14 protein-coding genes are annotated in these 20,773 nt (G+C 65.3%); 9 read left to right on the forward strand and 5 right to left on the reverse strand.

Annotated features, from left to right (window positions below):
* Positions 1-359: 359 nt before the first annotated feature.
* Entirely contained in the window at positions 360-1,394 is a 1,035-nt protein-coding gene (locus tag K8M09_RS17180) for an aspartate-semialdehyde dehydrogenase (RefSeq protein WP_160786191.1), read from the forward strand.
* Between the two features lie 203 nt (positions 1,395-1,597).
* The gene (locus K8M09_RS17185; RefSeq protein WP_160786190.1) at positions 1,598-2,419 is read left to right on the forward strand and encodes a lytic murein transglycosylase; all 822 of its coding nucleotides are present in this window, start codon (positions 1,598-1,600) and stop codon (positions 2,417-2,419) included.
* A 124-nt stretch (positions 2,420-2,543) separates the two neighbouring features.
* Here the strand turns inward: K8M09_RS17185 and K8M09_RS17190 are convergent, their stop codons facing one another.
* Complete coding sequence (locus K8M09_RS17190) at positions 2,544-3,245, reverse strand: DUF1013 domain-containing protein (RefSeq protein WP_160786189.1); 702 nt, start codon at positions 3,243-3,245, stop codon at positions 2,544-2,546.
* A gap of 229 nt (positions 3,246-3,474) precedes the next feature.
* Between K8M09_RS17190 and acs the strand changes: the two genes are divergently transcribed.
* Positions 3,475-5,430 (forward strand): acetate--CoA ligase, encoded by a 1,956-nt coding sequence (acs, locus tag K8M09_RS17195; RefSeq protein WP_160786188.1) that lies wholly within the window; start codon positions 3,475-3,477, stop codon positions 5,428-5,430.
* A 76-nt stretch (positions 5,431-5,506) separates the two neighbouring features.
* On the opposite strand, the gene K8M09_RS17200 is transcribed toward acs, so the two are convergent.
* Complete coding sequence (locus K8M09_RS17200; RefSeq protein WP_160786187.1) at positions 5,507-5,704, reverse strand: DUF1674 domain-containing protein; 198 nt, start codon at positions 5,702-5,704, stop codon at positions 5,507-5,509.
* Between the two features lie 159 nt (positions 5,705-5,863).
* Between K8M09_RS17200 and htpX the strand changes: the two genes are divergently transcribed.
* From htpX to purH, 4 genes are all read left to right on the forward strand, one after another.
* Entirely contained in the window at positions 5,864-6,829 is a 966-nt protein-coding gene (gene htpX, locus K8M09_RS17205) for a zinc metalloprotease HtpX (protein WP_160786186.1), read from the forward strand.
* Positions 6,820-8,232, forward strand: coding sequence for an RsmB/NOP family class I SAM-dependent RNA methyltransferase (locus tag K8M09_RS17210; protein WP_160786282.1), 1,413 nt, complete (start codon positions 6,820-6,822; stop codon positions 8,230-8,232). The genes htpX and K8M09_RS17210 overlap by 10 nt, the downstream gene beginning before the upstream one ends.
* Positions 8,233-8,335: 103 nt before the next feature.
* Positions 8,336-10,015 (forward strand): heparinase II/III family protein, encoded by a 1,680-nt coding sequence (locus K8M09_RS17215; RefSeq protein WP_160786185.1) that lies wholly within the window; start codon positions 8,336-8,338, stop codon positions 10,013-10,015.
* 133 nt (positions 10,016-10,148) lie between these two features.
* On the forward strand, positions 10,149-11,759 hold the full coding sequence (purH, locus tag K8M09_RS17220) for a bifunctional phosphoribosylaminoimidazolecarboxamide formyltransferase/IMP cyclohydrolase (RefSeq protein WP_160786184.1): 1,611 nt from the start codon (positions 10,149-10,151) through the stop codon (positions 11,757-11,759).
* Positions 11,760-11,807: 48 nt separating this feature from the next.
* Here the strand turns inward: purH and K8M09_RS17225 are convergent, their stop codons facing one another.
* Both K8M09_RS17225 and K8M09_RS17230 read right to left on the reverse strand, forming a co-directional pair.
* On the reverse strand, positions 11,808-13,193 hold the full coding sequence (locus tag K8M09_RS17225) for an MFS transporter (RefSeq protein ID WP_229341968.1): 1,386 nt from the start codon (positions 13,191-13,193) through the stop codon (positions 11,808-11,810).
* Positions 13,194-13,280: 87 nt separating this feature from the next.
* Positions 13,281-18,062 carry an NAD-glutamate dehydrogenase gene (locus K8M09_RS17230; protein ID WP_160786183.1) on the reverse strand — a complete coding sequence of 1,594 codons (4,782 nt, stop codon included), beginning with the start codon at positions 18,060-18,062 and terminating at the stop codon, positions 13,281-13,283.
* A gap of 267 nt (positions 18,063-18,329) precedes the next feature.
* Between K8M09_RS17230 and pdxY the strand changes: the two genes are divergently transcribed.
* On the forward strand, positions 18,330-19,205 hold the full coding sequence (pdxY, locus tag K8M09_RS17235; RefSeq protein ID WP_160786182.1) for a pyridoxal kinase PdxY: 876 nt from the start codon (positions 18,330-18,332) through the stop codon (positions 19,203-19,205).
* 113 nt (positions 19,206-19,318) lie between these two features.
* Entirely contained in the window at positions 19,319-19,960 is a 642-nt protein-coding gene (locus K8M09_RS17240) for a carbonic anhydrase (RefSeq protein WP_160786181.1), read from the forward strand.
* Positions 19,961-20,014: 54 nt separating this feature from the next.
* Here K8M09_RS17240 and K8M09_RS17245 read toward each other — a convergent pair whose 3' ends face one another.
* On the reverse strand, positions 20,015-20,674 hold the full coding sequence (locus K8M09_RS17245; protein WP_160786180.1) for a YggS family pyridoxal phosphate-dependent enzyme: 660 nt from the start codon (positions 20,672-20,674) through the stop codon (positions 20,015-20,017).
* Positions 20,675-20,773: the final 99 nt, after the last annotated feature.

Below are 20,773 nucleotides of genomic sequence, written 5' to 3' on the forward strand. Positions count from 1 at the left end.
GCTGCTTTGGGCTTATGACTTTGGATGTACGACTTAAGTCGCGGGCGGCCCCAGACGGCCGATCCGTCACGCAAGGCTTGACTCTTCGGCAGATGAGCGTATTCACGTCGCACGCAAAGGAACCGCCATGTACCGCTTTGGACAGTCCATCGCCCGCATGATCGCTCCGGCCTTCAACGCCGGACGGGTCCGCTATTGCGTATCGATTTCCAAAACAACGGCCAAAACGACGACGAAAACCGTCTGACGTCTCTGGCCCACCGCTCTCTCCCCGGTATGGCCGGGGACCGAAACCCGCGTCATGGCCGGCGGGTTTCCCCTCCTGACCCGCGGAGAGACAGAGAAAGAGAGCTTTAGTCATGGGTTTCAAGATCGCAGTCGCCGGCGCGACCGGCAATGTCGGCCGCGAAATGCTGAACATCCTCGTTGAACGCGGCTTCCCGGCCGACGAAGTCGTCGCGCTGGCATCCAGCCGGTCGCAGGGCGTCGAAGTCTCCTTCGGCGACCGGACGCTGAAGGTGCAGAACCTCGAGAACTACGATTTCTCCGACACGGACATCTGCCTGATGTCGGCCGGCGGCACCGTCTCGCAGAAGTATTCGCCGAAGATCGGCGCGCAGGGCTGCGTCGTCATCGACAATTCCTCGGCCTGGCGCTACGACGCCGACGTTCCGCTGATCGTTCCGGAAGTGAACCCGGATGCTATTGCCCAGTTCACCCGCAAGAACATCATCGCCAACCCGAATTGCTCGACCGCCCAGCTCGTCGTCGCGCTGAAGCCGCTGCATGACCGCGCCACCATCAAGCGCGTGGTCGTGTCGACCTACCAGTCCGTTTCCGGCGCCGGCAAGGACGGCATGGACGAACTCTTCAACCAGACCCGCGCCGTCTTCGTCGCCGATCCGGTCGAATCGAAAAAGTTCACCAAGCGCATCGCCTTCAACGTCATCCCGCACATCGACAGCTTCATGGAAGACGGCTACACGAAGGAAGAGTGGAAGGTTCTCGCCGAGACCAAGAAGATGCTCGACCCGAAGATCAAGGTGACCTGCACGGCCGTGCGCGTCCCGGTCTTCATCGGCCATTCCGAATCGGTCAACATCGAGTTCGAGAAGGAAATCACCGCCGACGAGGCGCGCGATATCCTGCGCGAGGCTCCGGGTTGCCAGGTCATCGACAAGCACGAGAACGGCGGCTACATCACCCCCTACGAATCGGCCGGTGAGGACGCCACCTACATCTCGCGCATCCGCGAGGACGCAACGGTCGAGAACGGCCTCAACATGTGGGTCGTTTCCGACAACCTCCGCAAGGGCGCGGCCCTCAACGCCATCCAGATCGCGGAACTGCTCGTCGCCCGCGGCCTGATCAAGGCGAAGAAGCAGGCAGCCTGAGCGGAAATCACGGCCTTGCCGCATTTCGGTGAAAAGTGGCAACGGTCCGTTAACCGACTTTAAATAAAAGTCCCGGTTGTTCCGTTCAAGAACAATCGGGACTTCGCTTTGAGCCGGCACGGCTCACGGCTGTCGCGGTGACAGGAACAGGGGAGCATGCCATGCTCCCGCAGCGGAATTTACGAGAGATCACGGGGTTTTTCATGGGCATGACAAAGAGCGTGGCCAAGGTGCTGGCCGCAATGATCGCCACGGCAGCGGTGCCGGCGGCGGCAGAAGCCGCCAAGTGCGGCAATGACGGAGCCGGTTTCCCGGCCTGGGTGCAAGCATTCAAGGAAGAAGCGGCCGGCCGCGGCATCAGCCGCGCGACGCTCGACAAGGCTTTCGCCAATGTCAGCTATGCCAAGGCCACGATCCGCGCCGACCGCGGCCAGAAGAGCTTCAAGCTCTCGCTCGACCAGTTCATGAAAAAGCGCGGCGGCCAGGCGATCATCAATCGCGGCAAGAGCCTGCGCAAGCAGAACGCGGCCCTCTTCGACCGCATCGAGGCCCGTTACGGCGTGCCGGCCGGCCCGCTGCTCGCCATCTGGGGCATGGAGACCGGCTTCGGCGGCTTCCTCGGCAAGGAGCACACGCTTTCGGCCGTCGCAACGCTCGCCTATGACTGCCGCCGCTCGGACTATTTCACCAACCAGCTCTATGCCGCCCTGCAGCTCGTGCAGAACGGCACGCTCAGCACCACGGCGCGCGGCGCGGCGCATGGCGAGATCGGCCAGACGCAGTTCCTGCCGGTCAACGTGCTGAAATACGGCGTCGACGGTGACGGCAACGGCCGCATCGACCTCGTCGGCTCGAAGGCCGACGCGCTCGCCTCGACGGCGAACTTCCTGCGCGGCCACGGCTGGAGCGCGGGTGCTGGCTATCAGCCGGGCGAGCCGAACTTCGGCGCGCTGCAGGGCTGGAACGCCGCCAGCGTCTACCAGCGCGCCATCGCCATCATCGGCGCGGAAATCGACGGCCGCTGATCCAGCCGCCGCGGATTCGACCTTGCTGACGCCCGGCCCTGCGCCGGGCGTTTTGCATGATGGACGGCAACAAAAAACCCGGCTGCATGAGCCGGGTTTTGATGATCTGCGGTGAAGCGACGGCTCAGAAGCCGTCGTCTTCGTCCTCGTCCGGCGTTGCCGACTTCAGCGACTTGAGCTTGGCGAAGACGGCATCGGCGTCGATTTCCTTCTCTTCCTCGCGGTCGGTGCTGTAGGGCAGCTTTTCCGTTTCCTGCGCCGATTCCAGCGTCGCGCCGAGTTCGGCGGCGGTCGGCAGCGGGCGGCCCTTCGAGGCGCGTTCGACTTCGAGGTCGAGATCGATCTGCGAGCACAGGCCGAGCGTCACCGGATCCATCGGCGTCAGGTTGGCCGAGTTCCAGTGGGTGCGTTCGCGGATCTGCTCGATCGTCGACTTGGTGGTGCCGACGAGACGCGAGATCTGCGCATCCTTGAGTTCGGGATGGTTGCGCACGAGCCAGAGGATGGCGTTCGGGCGATCCTGGCGCTTGGAGACCGGCGTGTAGCGCGGGCCCTTGCGCTTGGATTCCGGCACGCGGACCTTCGGCTCGGAAAGCTTCAGCTTGTGGCCCGGGTTGGATTCGGCGCGGGCGATTTCCTCGCGCGAAAGCTGGCCGGTCGAGATCGGGTCGAGGCCCTTGATGCCCTGCGCCGATTCGCCGTCGGCGATGGCCTTTACCTCGAGCGGGTGCAGTTTGCAGAACGTCGCGATCTGGTCGAACGACAGCGCCGTGTTGTCGACCAGCCAGACCGCGGTCGCCTTGGGCATGAGGAGCTGCTGAGCCATGGATATAATCCTTCTGTCCGTCCGCGCCGGTGTCGCGGGCCGTGGGGTGTAACCACTATTTTCCGGGAATTGCGCCCTCTATAACGCCACCGCCGCAGAAATGCAATTCTTCAAGAGCAAATGACCTTTTGTCTAATTGCCCGACTGCCTTGACCTGTTATGTATGGGCTAGGAGCCGCGGGGGCCGGAGGAGCTCGGCCGCCGTGAATTGCAGTTTAGGGAGGAATCCATGTCCGCAAAGACCTATCCGGTCCTGAAGTCCGCGAAGAACCGCACGCTGATGGACAACGACACCTATCAGAAATGGTATCGCGAAAGCGTCGAGAACCCGGAGCGCTTCTGGGACAAGCACGGCATGCGGATCGACTGGTTCAAGCCCTATACCAAGGTGAAGAACACCTCGTTCACCGGCAAGGTACCGATCAAGTGGTACGAGGACGGCATCACCAACGTCTCCTACAACTGTATCGACCGCCACCTGAAGGCGCATGGTGACGATGTCGCCATCATCTGGGAAGGCGACAACCCCTATATCGACAAGAAGATCACCTATAACGAGCTTTACGAACACGTCTGCCGCATGGCGAACGTGATGAAGAAGCATGGCGTGAAGAAGGGCGACCGCGTCACCATCTACATGCCGATGATCCCGGAAGCGGCCTATGCGATGCTCGCCTGCTCGCGCATCGGCGCCGTGCATTCCGTCGTCTTCGGCGGCTTCTCGCCGGATGCGCTGGCCGGCCGCATCGTCGACTGCGAATCCACCTTCGTCATCACCTGCGACGAGGGCGTGCGCGGCGGCAAGCCGATCCCGCTGAAGGAAAACACCGACACGGCCATCGACATCGCCGCCAAGAACCACGTCATCGTCAACAAGGTGCTGGTCGTGCGCCGCACCGGCGGCAAGATCGGCTGGGCGCCGGGCCGCGACATCTGGCACCACCAGGAAGTGCTGACCGTGCCGCGCGATTGTCCGCCGGCGAAGATGAAGGCCGAAGACCCGCTCTTCATCCTCTACACCTCCGGCTCGACCGGCAAGCCGAAGGGCGTGCTGCACACGACGGGCGGCTATCTCGTCTATGCCTCGATGACGCACAAATACGTCTTCGACTACCAGGACGGCGACGTCTACTGGTGCACGGCGGATGTGGGCTGGGTCACCGGCCATTCCTACATCGTCTACGGCCCGCTGGCGAACCGCGCGACCACGCTGATGTTCGAAGGCATTCCGAACTTCCCCGATGCCGGCCGCTTCTGGGAAGTGGTCGACAAGCACAAGGTCAACATCTTCTACACCGCGCCGACGGCGATCCGCGCGCTGATGGGCGCCGGCGACGAGTTCGTGAAGCGCTCCAGCCGCTCCTCGGTCCGCCTGCTCGGCTCGGTCGGCGAACCGATCAACCCGGAGGCCTGGGAATGGTATTACAACGTGGTCGGCGAAGGCCGCTCGCCGATCGTCGATACCTGGTGGCAGACGGAGACCGGCGCGGCGCTCATCACGCCGCTGCCGGGCGCGACGGACCTGAAGCCCGGCTCCGCCACGCGGCCGTTCTTCGGCGTCCAGCCCCAGCTCGTCGACAACGAGGGCAAGGTGCTGGAGGGCGTCGCCGACGGCAATCTCTGCATCATCGATAGCTGGCCGGGCCAGGCGCGCACGGTCTATGGCGACCACAAGCGCTTCGTCGAAACCTACTTCTCCACCTACAAGGGCAAGTATTTCACCGGCGACGGCTGCCGCCGCGACGAGGACGGCTATTACTGGATCACCGGCCGCGTCGACGACGTGCTCAACATTTCCGGCCACCGCCTCGGCACGGCGGAAATCGAATCGGCGCTCGTCTCGCACCACCTCGTCTCGGAAGCCGCCGTCGTCGGCTATCCGCACAGCCTCAAGGGCCAGGGCATCTACTGCTATGTCTCGCTGATGGCCGGCGAAGAGGGCACGGAGGCGCTGCGCCAGGATCTCGTCAAGCATGTGCGCCGGGAAATCGGCCCCATCGCGACGCCGGACAAGATCCAGTTCGCACCCGGCCTGCCGAAGACCCGCTCGGGCAAGATCATGCGCCGCATCCTGCGCAAGATCGCCGAGGACGATTTCGGCTCGCTCGGCGACACCTCGACGCTGGCCGATCCGGGCGTCGTGGACGATCTCATCGCCAACCGCCAGAACAAGGCCGCCGGCTGACCGGCCCTTCCGGAAAACGCGAAACGGCGGCCAATGGCCGCCGTTTTCATTTCAGGCTGCATGAAACCGGGTGGTCTCAGAAGTCGATCGCCCGGCCCTTGATCTCCCAGTCGCCGAAGCGCGCCGGATCCTCGCCGCCGCGTCCGCCGATCTCCGGCGCACGCTCGACGGGCTGCGCCGCCTTGCGCCGCTCCTCGGCCTCCTGCAGCGCGCGCTGGGCGGCCGGCGAAAGCACCTTGCGGCCATCGGAATGATTGTCGTTGTCGCTTTGCATGAAATTCGGCATCCTTCCCGGATATTGAAGAATTCCTCTCGGCTTACCATCATATAGGGACGTCGGCGCAGCCTGGAAAGCGCTGATTCACGTGAAACGCGCCCTTGAAAACAAGGGCGGAGCAAGCCGGCGGGAAGGCCGGACAGGAGTCGAAGACCCATGAACATCGTTCGCACAGCCATGCTGCTCGCCGTCATGACGGCGCTTTTCATGGGGGTGGGCCTGCTCATCGGCGGCAAGGGCGGCATGATGATCGCGCTGCTCGTCGCGGTCGCCATGAACTTCTTCTCCTACTGGAACTCCGACCGCATGGTGCTGTCCATGTACGGCGCCAAGGAGGTCGACGAGCGCTCGGCGCCGGAATATTACGGCATCGTGCGCGACCTTGCGGCGCGCGCCGGCCTGCCCATGCCGCGCGTCTTCGTCATCAACAGCGACCAGCCGAATGCCTTTGCCACCGGCCGCAACCCGCAGAACGCCGCCGTCGCCGCCTCCACCGGCCTTCTCCAGGCGCTGAGCTACGAGGAAGTGGCGGGCGTGATGGCGCATGAACTCGCCCATATCCAGAACCGCGACACACTGACCATGACGCTGACGGCGACGATTGCCGGCGCGATCTCCATGCTCGCCAACTTCGCCATGTTCTTCGGCGGCGGCCACAACCGCGAGAACAACAACCCGCTCGGCTTCATCGGCGTGCTGATCGCCATGATCGTCGCACCCTTCGCCGCCATGCTGGTGCAGATGGCCATCAGCCGCACGCGCGAATATTCCGCCGACAGGCGCGGCGCGGAAATCTGCGGCAACCCGCTCTGGCTCGCCTCGGCGCTGAAGAAGATCGCCATTGCCGCCGGCCGCATCCCCAACGACGCCGCCGAGCACAACCCGGCGACGGCCCATATGTTCATCATCAATCCGCTCTCGGGCGAGCGCATGGACAACCTGTTCTCCACCCATCCGAACACGGAAAACCGCATCGCCGCGCTGCAGGAAATGGCGCAGGGCATGCAGGCGCGCTCGACGGAACCCGTCCGGGCTGATAATCCGGTGCGCAAATCGCGCTCCGTACCGACGACGGGCTGGGGACGCGGTGGTTCCGAACCACCTAAAGGTCCCTGGTCTTGAACGACGACAGAAGAAGAGCACATCCCAAACGGCACCGCGGCGGCAAAGGCCCGAAACCCGAAGCCGCCGATACCGCGAACCAGCCGGAAAAGCCCGGCCTTCGCGCCCGGCAAGCCGCCGCGAAAATCCTTGCGGCCGTGGTGGACCGCCGCACGCCGCTCGACGGCATGCTGGACCTTGAGAACGGCAACCCCGCCTATCGCCAGCTCAATGACGCCGACCGCGCGCTGGTGCGCGCCATCCTCAACACGGCGCTGCGCCATCTGCCCCGCATCGAGGCGATCCTCGATACGCTGGTCGGCACGCCGCTGCCGGAGGGCGCGCGGGCGCTGCATCATGTGCTGACGGTCGCCGCCGCGCAGATCCTCTATCTCGACGTACCGGACCACTCCGCCGTCGACCTTGCCGTGGAACAGGCCCAGCTCGACCCCCGCAACCGCCGTTTCGCCAGCCTCACCAATGCCGTGCTGCGCCGCCTGTCGCGCGAAAAGGCCTCGCACCTGACGGCGACCCGCACCGTCTCCGTCATTCCGCCGTGGTTCCACGAGCGGCTCATCGCCGTCTACGGCACGGACCATGCGGCCCGTATCGCCGCATCGCTGCTGGAACCCTCCTCTATCGACCTCACCGTCAAATCCGATGCGGAAGGCTGGGCCGCCCGGCTCGGCGGCCTCGTCCTGCCGACCGGCTCCGTGCGCCTTCCCACCGCCTCCGGCGCCATTCCGGCTCTCGAAGGGTTCGAAGCCGGCGAATGGTGGGTGCAGGATGCCGCCGCGAGCCTGCCGGCGAAGCTCTTCGACGACCTTGCCGGCAAGCGGGTCGTCGATCTGTGCGCCGCGCCCGGCGGCAAGACGGCGCAGCTTGCGCTGGCCGGCGGCGACGTGACCGCCCTCGACCAGTCCGCCAACCGCCTGAAGCGGCTTGTCGGCAATCTCGGCCGCCTCAACCTTCCGGTCGCGGTCGTCGAAGCCAACATGGCGGATTACAGGCCGGACGAACTCTTCGACGCCGCCCTTCTCGATGCGCCATGCTCGTCCACCGGCACGATCCGCAAGCACCCGGACGTGCTCTGGACCAAGGGCCCGGAAGACATCGAAAAGCTCGCCCGCCTCCAGGAACGGCTGCTGCGCCATGCGATGACGCTGGTCAAACCGGGTGGGGAACTCGTCTTTTCCAACTGCTCGCTCGATCCGAGTGAGGGCGAGGAGATGGTGTCCCGCGTGCTCGCCGACAATCCCTCCTGGCGGATCGAGCCTGTCGATCCCGCCAACTGGCCGGGGCTGGAGGCCGCGATCACGCCCCGCGGCGAATTCCGCACCACACCCGCCATGCTGCCCGCAACCGCCACGCATGCCGGCGGCGTGGACGGTTTCTATGCGGTGCGGTTGCGCAATGGCGCATGAGGAAAAGACGGCGCGCCACCGTCATCAACAGTCCATAAGCGTCGATGAATTGACGCCGCTTGCCTCCTCGGCCTACCAATAGGCTTGGAGGCATTCTTTAACCATGCAGCTTTCCGACCGGCAGCGGCTTTCCTATCTCTATCTGCGTGAGGGTTGGCGCCGGTTCTCGCGAAGGCTTGCCTTGGGCCGAATCAGCGCCATGCGCTTTTCCGGCGGCACGCCGGAGCGCCTTGTCGTCGCCCCGACGGACCTGCACCCCGCCGATCCCTTCGCCGGCGAAGAAATCGCCGCCGGGCGCTTTCCGCTTGCCGGCCGTGTGCTGGAATGCGACGGCGAATCGCCCTTCGCGCTGGAGCTTCCTTCCGAGGAATTCGCCGTTCGCCTGCATTCCTTCGGCTGGCTGCGCCACATGCGGCTGGTCGATCCCGAAAAGGCGTCGCATACGGCGCGTTTCATCGTCGACGACTGGCTGCAGAGCCATGGCCGCGTCATCGGCGGCCTCGCCTGGCGGCCGGATATCACGGCCAAGCGCATCATCGCATGGCTTTCCCATTCGCCGGTCGTGCTGAAGGACGCCGACTATCCCTTCTACCGGCGCTTCCTGAAGAGCCTCGCCTTCCAGGTGCGTTACCTGCGCCATGTGGCGGACACGACGCGCGACGGCGAGCAGCGGCTGCGCGTGCGCATCGCGCTTTCCATGGCCTCCATCGCCATTCCGTCCTCGCCCTCCAAGATGCGCAAGGCCGCGCGCAATCTGGACGAGGAGCTGGACCGCCAGATCCTGCCCGACGGCGGCCATTGCTCGCGCAACCCCCGCGCGGCGCTGGACCTGCTGCTCGACCTGCTGCCGCTGCGCCAGACCTATGTCAATCTCGGCCACGACATGCCCTCGCAGCTCATTCCCTGCATCGACCGCATCTTCCCGGCGCTGCGCTTCTTCCGCCACCAGGGCGGGGAACTCGCCCTCTTCAACGGCGCGACCTATACGCTGGCCAACGAGCTGATGTCGGTGCTGCGCTACGACGAGACGGGCGGCGCGCCCTTCAAGGCGCTGCCCTCGATCAACTACGACCGGCTCGCCGTGAAGGAGACGGTCGTGCTGATGGATACGGGCGTGCCGAAATCCGTCGACCTGTCCTCGACGGCGGCAGCCGGCACGCTCTCCATCGAGATGTCCTCCGGCAAGAACCGCTTCATCGTCAATTCCGGCCGTCCGCGCTTTGCCGGCGAGGCCATGCGGCAGATGTCGCGCATGACGGCGGCCCATTCGGTCGCGACGCTGAACGACACCTCGTCCTCGCGCATCTCGACCGCCCGTTTCCTCGGCCCCATCGTCATCGGCGGCGTCGGCAAGGTGACCGTCTCGCGCACCGAACGCGATTCCGGCGCCGATGGCATCACGGCCAGCCACGACGGCTACCTGAAACGCTTCGGCCTCCTTTACGAGCGCGATATTCTCGTCGCACCCTCCGGCAGCGAGATCCGCGGCCGCGAACGCTTCCTCAAGCCCGGCAATCCGCATGCGCCGGTCGAGGGCATGGCGGTGGTGCGGTTCCATATCCATCCGGCCATCCAGATCTACCCCGCGACCGAGAACGAGGCCCGGCTCGTCGCGCCCGACGGCGAGGCCTGGGCGCTGACCTGCCTCGATGTGCCGGTGGAGGAGGAAGACGACGTGTTCTTCGCCGACCCTTCCGGCGTGCGCGCTTCCCGGCAACTGACCCTCACAATGCCGCTCGGCACGACGCCGGAAGTGCAGTGGTCGCTGGTGCGGCGGCGCTAGAACATTTCCGGCGCAAGCGCTTCCCTTCCGTGGCCATTGCGCCCTTTCGCGGTTTTCTCCGCGCCATGCCTGTGATAACGGGGCGCATGACCATCCGGCCCTCCTCCCGGGCCTGCCAGAACGGAGCGTCCCCATGGCCGTCATTTCCAAGAAAATTCCCGCCCCCGATCGCGTCGCCGTGCGCACTGCGCTTCTGTCGGTCTCCGACAAGGCCGGCGTCGTCGAGCTTGCCAGGGCGCTTGCCGAAAAGGGCGTGCGCCTGCTTTCGACCGGCGGCACGCACAAGGCGCTGCGCGATGCAGGCCTCGAGGTGACGGACGTTTCGGAAGTAACCGGCTTCCCGGAAATCATGGACGGCCGCGTCAAGACGCTGCACCCTTCCGTTCACGGCGGCCTGCTGGCGATCCGCGACGACGCCGAGCATGTCGAGGCGATGAAGGCGCATGGCATCGGCGCGATCGACCTTGCGGTCATCAACCTCTATCCCTTCGAGGAAGTGCGCGCCAAGGGCGGCGACTATCCGACGACCGTCGAGAATATCGATATCGGCGGCCCGGCGATGATCCGCGCCTCGGCCAAGAACCATGCCTATGTGACCATCGTCACCGACCCAGCCGACTATTCCGCCCTGCTGGAGGAACTGGCCGACGGTTCGACCTCCTACGCCTTCCGCCAGCGCATGGCCGCCAAGGCCTATGCCCGCACCGCGGCCTATGACGCGGCGATCTCCAACTGGTTCGCCGAGGCGCTGGATATCGCGATGCCGCGCCACCGCGTTCTCGGCGGCGTTCTGAAGGAAGAGATGCGCTACGGCGAGAACCCGCACCAGAAGGCGGGCTTCTACGTCACCGGCGAAAACCGCCCCGGCGTCGCCACCGCGACGCTGCTGCAGGGCAAGCAGCTCTCCTATAACAACATCAACGACACGGACGCCGCCTTCGAGCTGGTCGCCGAGTTCCTGCCGGAGAACGGCCCGGCCTGCGCGATCATCAAGCACGCCAATCCCTGCGGCGTCGCCACCGGCAAGACGCTGAAGGACGCCTATGCGCGGGCGCTCGCCTGCGACCCGGTCTCCGCCTTCGGCGGCATCATCGCGCTCAACTCGACGCTGGACGGCGAGACGGCGGAGGAAATCGTAAAACTCTTCACCGAAGTCATCATCGCGCCGGACGCGGACGAGAAGGCCCGCGCCATCATCGCTTCCAAGCCGAACCTGCGCCTGCTGGTGACGGGCGCGCTGCCCGATCCGCGCGTGCCCGGCCTTTCCGCCAAGACCGTTTCCGGCGGCCTGCTGGTGCAGAGCCGCGACAACGGCATGGTCGAGGACCTGGAGCTGAAGGTCGTAACCAAGCGCGCGCCGACGGCGCAGGAGCTTGTGGACATGAAGTTCGCCTTCAAGGTGGCCAAGCACGTCAAGTCGAATGCCGTGGTCTATGCCAAGGACGGCCAGACGGCGGGTATCGGCGCCGGCCAGATGAGCCGCGTCGATTCCGCCCGCATCGCCGGCCTGAAGGCCGAGGAAGCCGCAAGGGCCATGGGCCTTGCCGAACCGCTGACGCGCGGCTCCGCCGTCGCCTCCGAAGCCTTCCTGCCCTTCGCGGACGGCCTCCTCTCGGCGATCGCCGCCGGCGCGACGGCCGTCATCCAGCCGGGCGGCTCGATGCGCGACGCGGAAGTCATCGCCGCGGCAGACGAGGCGGGTGTCGCCATGGTCTTTACCGGCATGCGCCACTTCCGCCACTAAGCCTCGGCTTTACCTAACTGAAACGCCCCGAAAGGGGCGTTTTGCGTTTCAGGCTTCGACTTTGGCGGCCGGGTAGGGCGTGCGCAGCAGAAGCAGGAAGCCGACGACGAGGAAGGCGATCAGCGCCATCATGCCGAGACGGGCGGAACCCGTGGCCGTGGTGATGAGCGCCACCGAGAGCGGGGCGAGGAACGACGTCGCCCGGCCCGAAAGGGCATAGAGGCCGAAATAGCGGCCGGCCTCGTTCGGATGGATGCTTCTTGCGAGATAGGAGCGCGCCGAGGCCTGCACCGGGCCGAAGGCGACGCCGATCAGCAGGCCATAGACGATATAGGCCTTCTCCGCCGCCGTGCCGAAGAGGCCGCCGCTATCGGCGGTGGGCAGGGGGATGAGGCCGAACAACGTGAAGCCGGGGCCGGTCGAAACGATGCCGACGGTGGCGAACGTCAGGCAGACGAGGCTCATGACGACGACGGTCTTCGAACCGAGGCGCTTGTCCAGCCGGCTGGCATAGAGGCAGCCGCCGATGGCGACGACATTGAGGATGATGCCGTAGATGCCGAGTTCGAAGGTCTGCCAGGCGAACATGCCGGCCGCAAACGTGCCGCCGAGCGCGAGCAGGCCGTTGACGCCGTCCTGATAGATCATGCGAGCGACGAGGAAGCGCAGGATGCCCGGCTTGTTCCTCAGGTCGCGCAGCGTCGCGGAAAGATCGGAAAAGCCGGCGCGCACGGCGGCCGCGATGGGCAGGCCCTTGCTCTGGTCCGGCGTGAACAGGAACATCGGCAGGATGAAGACGAAATACCACGCCGCCGAAATCGGCCCGGTGATGCGCGCATCCTCGCCGGTCGCAGGATCGAGGCCGAAGAGCGGCGATATGCCGATGGCGGTCCTGCCCGTTTCGGGATTGGCGGCAAGCAGGGCGACGACGGCGATCAGCACGATCATGCCGCCGAGATAACCGAGGCCCCAGGCGATATTGGAGATACGTCCCGTATCCTCCGGCTTCACCAGCCGGGGCATCATCGAATCGTTGAAGACGATGGAGAATTCCGCCGCGACGGTCGCAAGCACGATCATCGCCATGGCGAAGGGCAGGCTGCTGCCAGGCGCCGCCTGCCAGAGGGCGACGAGCGACAGGATCTTCACCACTGCAAAGCCGGCGATCCAGGGTTTTCGCGCGCCCGAGGCGTCGGCGATGGAGCCCATGATCGGGGCAAGCAGGGCGATGGCGATGCCGGCAATGGTGAGCGTGTAGCTCCAGGCCGCCTGACCCGCTGCGTGATCCTCCGTGAGACGCGAGACGAGATAGGGGCCGAAAATGAAGGTGGTGATAACCGTGAAAAAGGGCTGGGCCGCCCAGTCGAACAGCATCCAGCCCGTTATGCCGAGACGGCTTGTATGTGGCTCCCGGCTTTCCGTGGCGACCGTCATTGCCCCTCCTTGGCTGTGGGGCAACGACCATGCGCCCGTCCGTCCGGCTGATGGAAACATGGCCCCATCAGCCGGCAGCGGACTGTCTCACTTCGCCCTTTCCTGTGCAAGGTCGCTCAGGATGCCGGCGGCGACGCTGACCTTGGCGAGCGTGGCCTCGCCCGTTTCCGTCAACGCCGAGAGGTTCGCCGTCACGCGGGCAAGCCGTTCCTTCTCCGCCTGCTGCCAGGCGGCGAGGGGAGCCTTGTCGCCCTTGTGGCGGATCAGCACGGCGCTGGAAAGGTCGCGGCGGGCATTGGCGATATCGGTGAGGCTGCGCTGGAGGGCGAGGGCCTCGTAGAGATCGCCGGTCGGGATGCGGCCCGCCGCCGAGAGCAGACGGCCGATATTCAGCGCGGAACTGATGCCGGCGAAGGTCTGCGCCGTCTTGCCGAGCGTATCGCCGGTGGCGGCCGCGATCAGCATCACCTCGGGCACGAAGGTGAGCGTGGAGAGCGTGGCGATCTCTTCCGCCAGCTCCGCCGGTACGCCTTCGTCCTCATAGGCATGGGCCTTGCGGCGCGCCTCGTCGGCCGCAGCCTCCGAAACCAGCGTGGCAAGGTTCGGACGAAGCTGCTTCAGCGCCTGCTTCAGCTTGTGAACCGCCTGCTCCAGCGGGCCGGCAACCGCGCCCGTCGTCAAGAGCAGGCCGGTGACGGAAGCGTAGATGCGGCCGATCTCCTCGTAGAGGTCGTTCTGCACCGAGCCGGCAACGACATTGTCCAGCGCATCGACGCCGGCATAGAGCGCGGCAAGGCCGTAGCCGTCACGGGCGATGATCGCCGCCTTCACCGCATCGGCCGGGCCGAAGCCCGTGCCGTCGGTCAGGGTATTGACGAAGGCCGGGCCGCCGCGGTTGATCACCTCGTTGCAAAGGATCGTCGCGATGATCTCGCGGCGCAGGCGATGCGAGCGGATATCGTCCGCATAGGCCTTCTGCATCTTGGCCGGGAAGTAACCCGAAAGCGTCGGCTCGAAATAGGGCTCGTCCGGCAGGTCCGTGTGGATCAGCTCGTCGAACAGCACCAGCTTGGCATAGGAGAGCAGCACGCCGATCTCCGGCCGCGTCAGCGGCTTGCCGGCCTGATAGCGCTCGGCGACCGTGCGGTCGTCGGGCAGGGTCTCGACCTTGCGGTTGAGCTGGCCGGCGGCCTCCAGGCGATCCATCAGGCGCGTCAGCGGCGCGCGGTTGGCCGCGCCCTGCTTTTCCGTCAGCGAGATCGCCAGCGACTGCAGGTAGTTGTTGCGCAGCACGAGATGGGCCACCTCGTCCGTCATCGAGGCGAGCAGCACGTTGCGCTTGGCGCGCGTCAGCCGCTCGTCGCGCATGGCCGAGGCGAGCGCGATCTTGATGTTGACCTCGACGTCCGACGAATTCACGCCGGCCGAGTTGTCGATGGCGTCGGAGTTGCTGCGGCCGCCCTTGAGGCCGAAGGCGATGCGACCGCGCTGGGTGACGCCGAGGTTAGCACCCTCGCCGATGACCTTGGCGCGGACGTCCTCGCCGACGATGCGGATCGGATCGTTGGCACGGTCGCCGACTTCCGCATCCGTCTCGTTCTGGCCGCGGATATAGGTGCCGATGCCGCCGAACCAGAGCAGATCCACAGGGGCCTTGAGGATCGCCGTCATGATCTCGAAGGGCGTCGCCTTGGCCTTGTCGAGGCCGATCACGGCCTGGGCTTCCGGCGTCAGCGTCACAGATTTTTCCGTGCGCGGGATGATCATCGCACCCTTGGAGAGCACAGAGCGGTCATAGTCCTGCCAGCTTGAGCGCGGCAGGTTGAACATGCGGCGGCGCTCGGCGAAGGATGTGTCCGTATCCGGCGAAGGATCGATGAAGATATCGCGGTGGTCGAAGGCCGCGACGAGCTTGATCTTGCGCGACAAGAGCATGCCGTTGCCGAAGACGTCGCCCGACATGTCGCCGACGCCGGCAACGGTGAAGGGCGTCTTCTGGATATCGATATTCATCTCGCGGAAGTGGCGCTTGACGGTTTCCCAGGCGCCGCGGGCGGTGATGCCCATCTTCTTGTGGTCGTAGCCGGCGGAACCGCCCGAGGCGAAGGCGTCGTCCAGCCAGAATCCGGCTTCCTGCGCAAGCCCGTTCGCCGTATCGGAGAAGGTCGCCGTGCCCTTGTCGGCAGCGACGACGAAATAGGGGTCGTCACCGTCGATGCGGACCGTATCGGCCGGCGGCACGACGTCCTGCCCGACGATGTTGTCGGTGACGGAGAGCAGCGTGCGGATATAGGTCTTGTAGGCTTCCGTACCGGCCTTGAAGACGGCATCGCGGCTGCCGCCGGCGGGAAGCTGCTTGGGATAGAAGCCGCCCTTGGCGCCGACCGGCACGATGACCGAGTTCTTCACCTGCTGCGCTTTGACGAGGCCGAGCACTTCCGTGCGGTAATCCTGCGCGCGATCCGACCAGCGAAGGCCGCCGCGGGCGACCTTGCCGAAGCGCAGATGCACGCCTTCCACTTCCGCGCCATAGACGAAGATTTCACGGAAGGGGCGGGGTTCCGGCAGGCCGTCGAGGGCCTTCGGGTCGAGCTTGATCGCCAGCGTGCGGCGCGGCCTGCCGTCCGGGTCGTGCTGGAAATAATTGGTGCGCAGCGTCGCCTCGATGGCGTTGACATAGCGGCGCAGCATCCGGTCCTCGTCGAGGCTCGGCACATTGGCCAGCGCCTCCTCGATGGCGGCGGCGGCCTCCGCGGACTTCTTCTCGCGCTGGCGGTCCGAAAGCTTCGGGTCGAGGCGGGTGTCGAACAGACGGAAGAGGTTCGCCGCAATAGAAGGGTACTTGTTCAGCGTATCGGCGATATAGCCCTGCGAATAGGCGATGCCCGTCTGGCGCAGGTAGCGCGAATAGGTGCGCAGCGCCATGATTTCGCGGGCCGAAAGACCGCCGGTGAGGATCAGGCGGTTCAGCGCGTCGTCGTCCACCTCGCCATGCCAGGCGGCAAGGAAGGCCTCCTCCAGCATCGGGCTGAGCTTGGCGAGGTTGACCTCCTGCCCGTCACGCTGCTTCAGCTCCATGTCATGCAGGATGACGCGGCGCTCGCTGCCGTCGAGGCCAACGAGCGTGAGGTCGTGCGTCTGCTCGCTGACGACATTGAAGCCGAGGTTTTCGAGCAGCGGCACGCGCTGCGACAGCGACACCGGCTCGCCGGCGTGGAAGATCTTCAGCTCGACCGATGTCAGGTCCGTGTTCCACGCCTTGCGATAGAAGGCGATGCGGATCGGGTTTTCCGCCGTTGCGGTGGTGATCAGCGCCAGATCCGCATGGGCCTCGGCCGGAGTGAAGTCCTCCTGATAACCGCGGTCGGTATCGAGGCGCACGCCCTCAGCGTTGCTGAGGGCCTCGAAACGGTCGGTCCAGCGCGTCGCGATCTCGCGCACGGCCTGTTCGAGCTTGGGCTGCGGGATGCGCGGCGTCTTGCCGCCGGAGCGGCCGATGATGAAGTGGACGCGGGCAAGGCCACCCTCCGGGAAAGCCGGATAATAGGCCGACACGCGGCCGTCATAAGCCGACTTCAGATAGTTGCCGATCTTTTCGCGCACATCGGAATCGTACTGTTCGCGCGGAACATAGACGATGACCGAGACGAAACGGTCGAAGCGGTCGATGCGCGGCAGGACGCGGATGCGCGGCCGGTCGGACAACTCGTTGATCTGCTCGCAGAAGGTGGCGAGCAGGTTGGTGTCGATCTGGAAGAGGTCGTCACGCGGATAGGATTCCAGCGTGTTGATCAGCATCTTGCCGGAGTGGCTCTTGGGGTCGTAGCCGAAATGCTCGACCACATGCTCCACCTTGGAGCGCAGCAGCGGAATCTGGCCGGCCGCATGCGTATAGGCGGTGGAGGTGAAGAGACCGACGATGCGCAGCTCGCCGATCACCTTGCCCTTCTCGTCGAAGCGCTTCAGGCCGACATAATCCATATAGGCCCGGCGATGCACGACGGATTTCACATTGGCCTTGGTGACGATGAGGAAATCCGGGCCTTCGAGGAATTCGAGGATTTCCGGCGTCGTCGTCACGGCGTCCTTGCCGAGGCGCAGCACCCGCACATCGGGATCGGAGAGAATGCCGAGGCCTTCGCCGCCCCGTTCCACGCTCGCCGCCTCGCCCTTGCCGGAATAGCTGTATTCCCGCATGCCGAGGAAGGTGAAGTTGTTGCCGCGCAGCCAGTCGAGGAAGGCCAGCGCCTCATCCTTGCCGGGCTTGTCCTTGGCATACCGAGCCATGTCGGCCGTGACGCTGTCCAGCTTTTCCAGCATGGACGGCCAGTCGTCGACGGCAAGATGCACCTGGTTCAGCACATTGCCGATACGCTCGGCAAGCGACGCGGCTTCGGCCGGGCCAAGCTCGGAAAGGTGGATCTCGATATGGCTGACCCGCTGTGCCGGATCGCTTTCCTCTTCCGGCGAGAAAAGCTTCGGCGCCTCGCCCGGCGTCACGACGAGGATTGGGTGGATGGCGAGATGGATATCGCGGTGGGTGCTCGTCACTTCGCCCATCACCGAATCGTAGAGGAACGGCTGGTTGCGGTCGGTGACGGAGAGAACGGAAACCGGCTGGCCCTGCGGCTTCACATCGGCGAGTGTGGTGACGGTGACGCGCGGCGCGCTTCCGTCCCAGGCCTCGATTTCGGCCATGGCATGGGCAGCGGCGGCGGCCAGCATTTCACCGCTATAATGCTCGATATCGTCCTTGCTGGCACGCCCGAAGAGGATATCGGGGTTGAGCGTCCTTGCGCCGAGGGCTGCTGCTGCGGCCTTTGCGGCCTCGATGTGTTTTTCTCGTTTCATATTGGTCCTGGCACCCATGGAATTCTCCCTCGAATCCGATGCCCGGGACGTTAGCAGAAGAAAAAATACAAGCGACGGAATTTGTGCTTTTGCGAGAAAATTCAATCGATTTTGTCCGAAATAGGTCAGTTTTACTGTCGTTTTGATGCGAAAATTGCGTTTTTTCGTCGAAAAGCAGCCAAAAACTTGCTGCATGCGCTCAATCCGCCTTTCCGGCCACAAGGCGAAATGTTGACAGGAATGGACCCCCTTGCCATCACTTCGGCCGAACGAAGGGAGCCGGCTATGAACGAGAGCGGCAAGGGCACGGTCATCGTCATTTCGAGCCATGTGGTGCGCGGCACGGTCGGCAACCGCGCCGCCGTCTTCGCGCTCGAAACGCTCGGCCACCCGGTCTGGGCGCTGCCGACCGTCATCCTTCCCTGGCATCCCGGTCACGGCCGCGCCACGCGCGTCGCCATTTCCAGCGACGATTTCGACGCGATCATCGCCGATCTCATCCGCGCGCCCTGGCGCGGCGAGGTGAAGGCTGTCCTGTCCGGCTATCTCGGCAGCGCCGCGCAAGCTCGCTCCGTCGCAAGGCTCGTCGAGAGCCTGCGCGCGGACAATCCCGACCTTCTCTATATGTGCGACCCGGTCTGCGGAGACGACCGCGGCCTCTACGTGCCGGAAGAGACGGCCGTGGCGATCCGCGACAGCCTGATCCCGCTCGCCTCGATCGCCACACCCAATCGCTTCGAGCTTGCCTGGCTCACGGGGACGGCGCCGGAAACGAACGCGGCGATCATCGATGCGGCGCTCTCGCTCGGCCCGCAGCGCATGCTCGTCACGTCCGCGCTGCCGATGATGGCCGGCAGCACGGGCAATCTCTACCTGTCCGGCCGCAGCGCGCTGCTCGCCGAACACCGGATGGTGCCGAACCCGCCGAACGGAACCGGCGACCTGCTGGCCGCCATCTTCCTCTCCCGGCTGATGGAAAACCTTGACGAGGAGCGGGCATTGTCGACGGCGACCGCCAGCGTCTTCGAGATCGTCGCCCGCACCGCCAAACGCGGCGCCGACGAGCTGACGCTGGAGCAGGACGCTTCCAGCATCTCGACCCCGATGGCCATGGTGAACATGCGGCGCCTCCTGCATCCGGCCCAGACCCGCCGGCCCTGAGGCGGGGATACTGCCCAGATCCGGCCTTGCGCCCCGTGTCCCGGAATGGTTTATGCGGGAAGTCGGGTGGAGCCTCATCCGGCGGATCGCTAGCACAGGGGTATTCCGACACCATGAACCGCTTTCCCGATCGTCTTCTGAATGGCTACCGCAACTTCATGTCCGGCCGCTATGTCGAACAGTCGGCGCGCTACAGGGCATTGGCCGAGACAGGCCAGAAGCCGAAAACGCTCGTGATCGCCTGTTGCGATTCCCGCGCCGCGCCGGAAACCATCTTCGACAGCGGACCGGGCGAACTCTTCGTGGTGCGCAACGTCGCCAATCTGGTGCCGCCCTACGAGCCGGACGGCCAGTTCCACGCCACGTCCGCCGCGCTCGAATTCGCCGTGCAGTCGCTGAAGGTCACCGATATCCTGGTGATGGGCCACGGCCGCTGCGGCGGCATTTCGGCCGCACTCGACCCGGATGCCGAACCGCTTTCGCCCGGTGACTTCATCGGCAAGTGGATGGGCATGTTGAAGCCCGTCGCCGAGCAGATCCAGGGTGCGGAAATCCTCACCCAGGCCGAGCGCCAGCGCGCCCTCGAGCGCGTCTCCATCCGCAATTCCATCACCAATCTCAGGACGTTCCCCTGCGTGCGCATCCTGGAGGAGAAGGGCCGTATCCAGCTACACGGCGCCTGGTTCGACATATCGAGAGGCGAACTCTGGATCATGGACGCCGCGACCGGCGATTTCAAACGCCCGAGCGAATGACGCAAATCCCGGCGTGGAAAACCGCGCCGGGGTTCTCACGATGCGAGGGAAAGATCAGCGCGTGCCGAAAATCGCCGAGCCGACACGCACGCTGGTCGCACCGAAGCCGATGGCGACATCGTAGTCGCCCGACATGCCCATGGAGAGCTTGTCGAGATTGCAGCGCCCGGCAAGCTTGGCGAGCAGCGCGAAATGCGGGCCGGGATTTTCGTCCGCCGGTGGAATGCACATCAGTCCCTCGATGGTAAGGCCCAGCTCTTCCCGGCAGAAGGCGACGAAGGCGACCGTATCGTCCGGCGCGATGCCGGCCTTCTGCGGCTCGAGGCCGGTATTGACCTGGACATAGAGCCGCAGCGCGCGGCCCTGCTTCTTCATCTCGTCGGCAAGCGCCCGGGCGATCTTCTCGCGGTCCACCGTCTCGATGACGTCGAAGAGCGCCACCGCCTCGGCGGCCTTGTTGGACTGCAACGGACCGATCAGATGCAGCTCGATACCGGCCGTCCCCTCGCGCAGCTCCGGCCATTTGCCCTGCGCCTCCTGCACGCGGTTCTCGCCGAAGACGCGCTGTCCCCCCGCAATCGCGGGGCGTATCGCCTCGGCGTCGAAGGTCTTCGACACCGCCACAAGCGTGACCGCTTCCGGCTTGCGGCCGGCCTCGCTCGCGGCCTTGCGCATCCGGCTGCGCACATCTTCGAGACGATCCTGAAGGTCCATGGTCATACTCCATCGGCTGTCGAATGCCGGACCTAGCGAAATCGGCGGCGCTTGCCAAGCGCGCGCGGCGCGGCAAGCCCGCGGCGGGCCGGAAAACTT

The sequence above is a fragment of the Shinella zoogloeoides genome, from assembly GCF_020883495.1.
Taxonomy (GTDB): Bacteria; Pseudomonadota; Alphaproteobacteria; order Rhizobiales; family Rhizobiaceae; genus Shinella; species Shinella zoogloeoides.

Bases quoted from the DNA above. Each gene is read 5' to 3' on its own strand.
- K8M09_RS17180 (WP_160786191.1), top strand. From the start codon at position 360: ATGGGTTTCAAGATCGCAGTCGCCGGCGCGACCGGCAATGTCGGCCGC.
- K8M09_RS17185 (WP_160786190.1), top strand. From the start codon at position 1,598: ATGGGCATGACAAAGAGCGTGGCCAAGGTGCTGGCCGCAATGATCGCC.
- K8M09_RS17190 (WP_160786189.1), bottom strand. From the start codon at position 3,245: ATGGCTCAGCAGCTCCTCATGCCCAAGGCGACCGCGGTCTGGCTGGTC.
- acs (WP_160786188.1), top strand. From the start codon at position 3,475: ATGTCCGCAAAGACCTATCCGGTCCTGAAGTCCGCGAAGAACCGCACG.
- K8M09_RS17200 (WP_160786187.1), bottom strand. From the start codon at position 5,704: ATGCAAAGCGACAACGACAATCATTCCGATGGCCGCAAGGTGCTTTCG.
- htpX (WP_160786186.1), top strand. From the start codon at position 5,864: ATGAACATCGTTCGCACAGCCATGCTGCTCGCCGTCATGACGGCGCTT.
- K8M09_RS17215 (WP_160786185.1), top strand. From the start codon at position 8,336: ATGCAGCTTTCCGACCGGCAGCGGCTTTCCTATCTCTATCTGCGTGAG.
- purH (WP_160786184.1), top strand. From the start codon at position 10,149: ATGGCCGTCATTTCCAAGAAAATTCCCGCCCCCGATCGCGTCGCCGTG.
- K8M09_RS17225 (WP_229341968.1), bottom strand. From the start codon at position 13,193: ATGACGGTCGCCACGGAAAGCCGGGAGCCACATACAAGCCGTCTCGGC.
- K8M09_RS17230 (WP_160786183.1), bottom strand. From the start codon at position 18,062: ATGGGTGCCAGGACCAATATGAAACGAGAAAAACACATCGAGGCCGCA.
- pdxY (WP_160786182.1), top strand. From the start codon at position 18,330: ATGAACGAGAGCGGCAAGGGCACGGTCATCGTCATTTCGAGCCATGTG.
- K8M09_RS17240 (WP_160786181.1), top strand. From the start codon at position 19,319: ATGAACCGCTTTCCCGATCGTCTTCTGAATGGCTACCGCAACTTCATG.
- K8M09_RS17245 (WP_160786180.1), bottom strand. From the start codon at position 20,674: ATGGACCTTCAGGATCGTCTCGAAGATGTGCGCAGCCGGATGCGCAAG.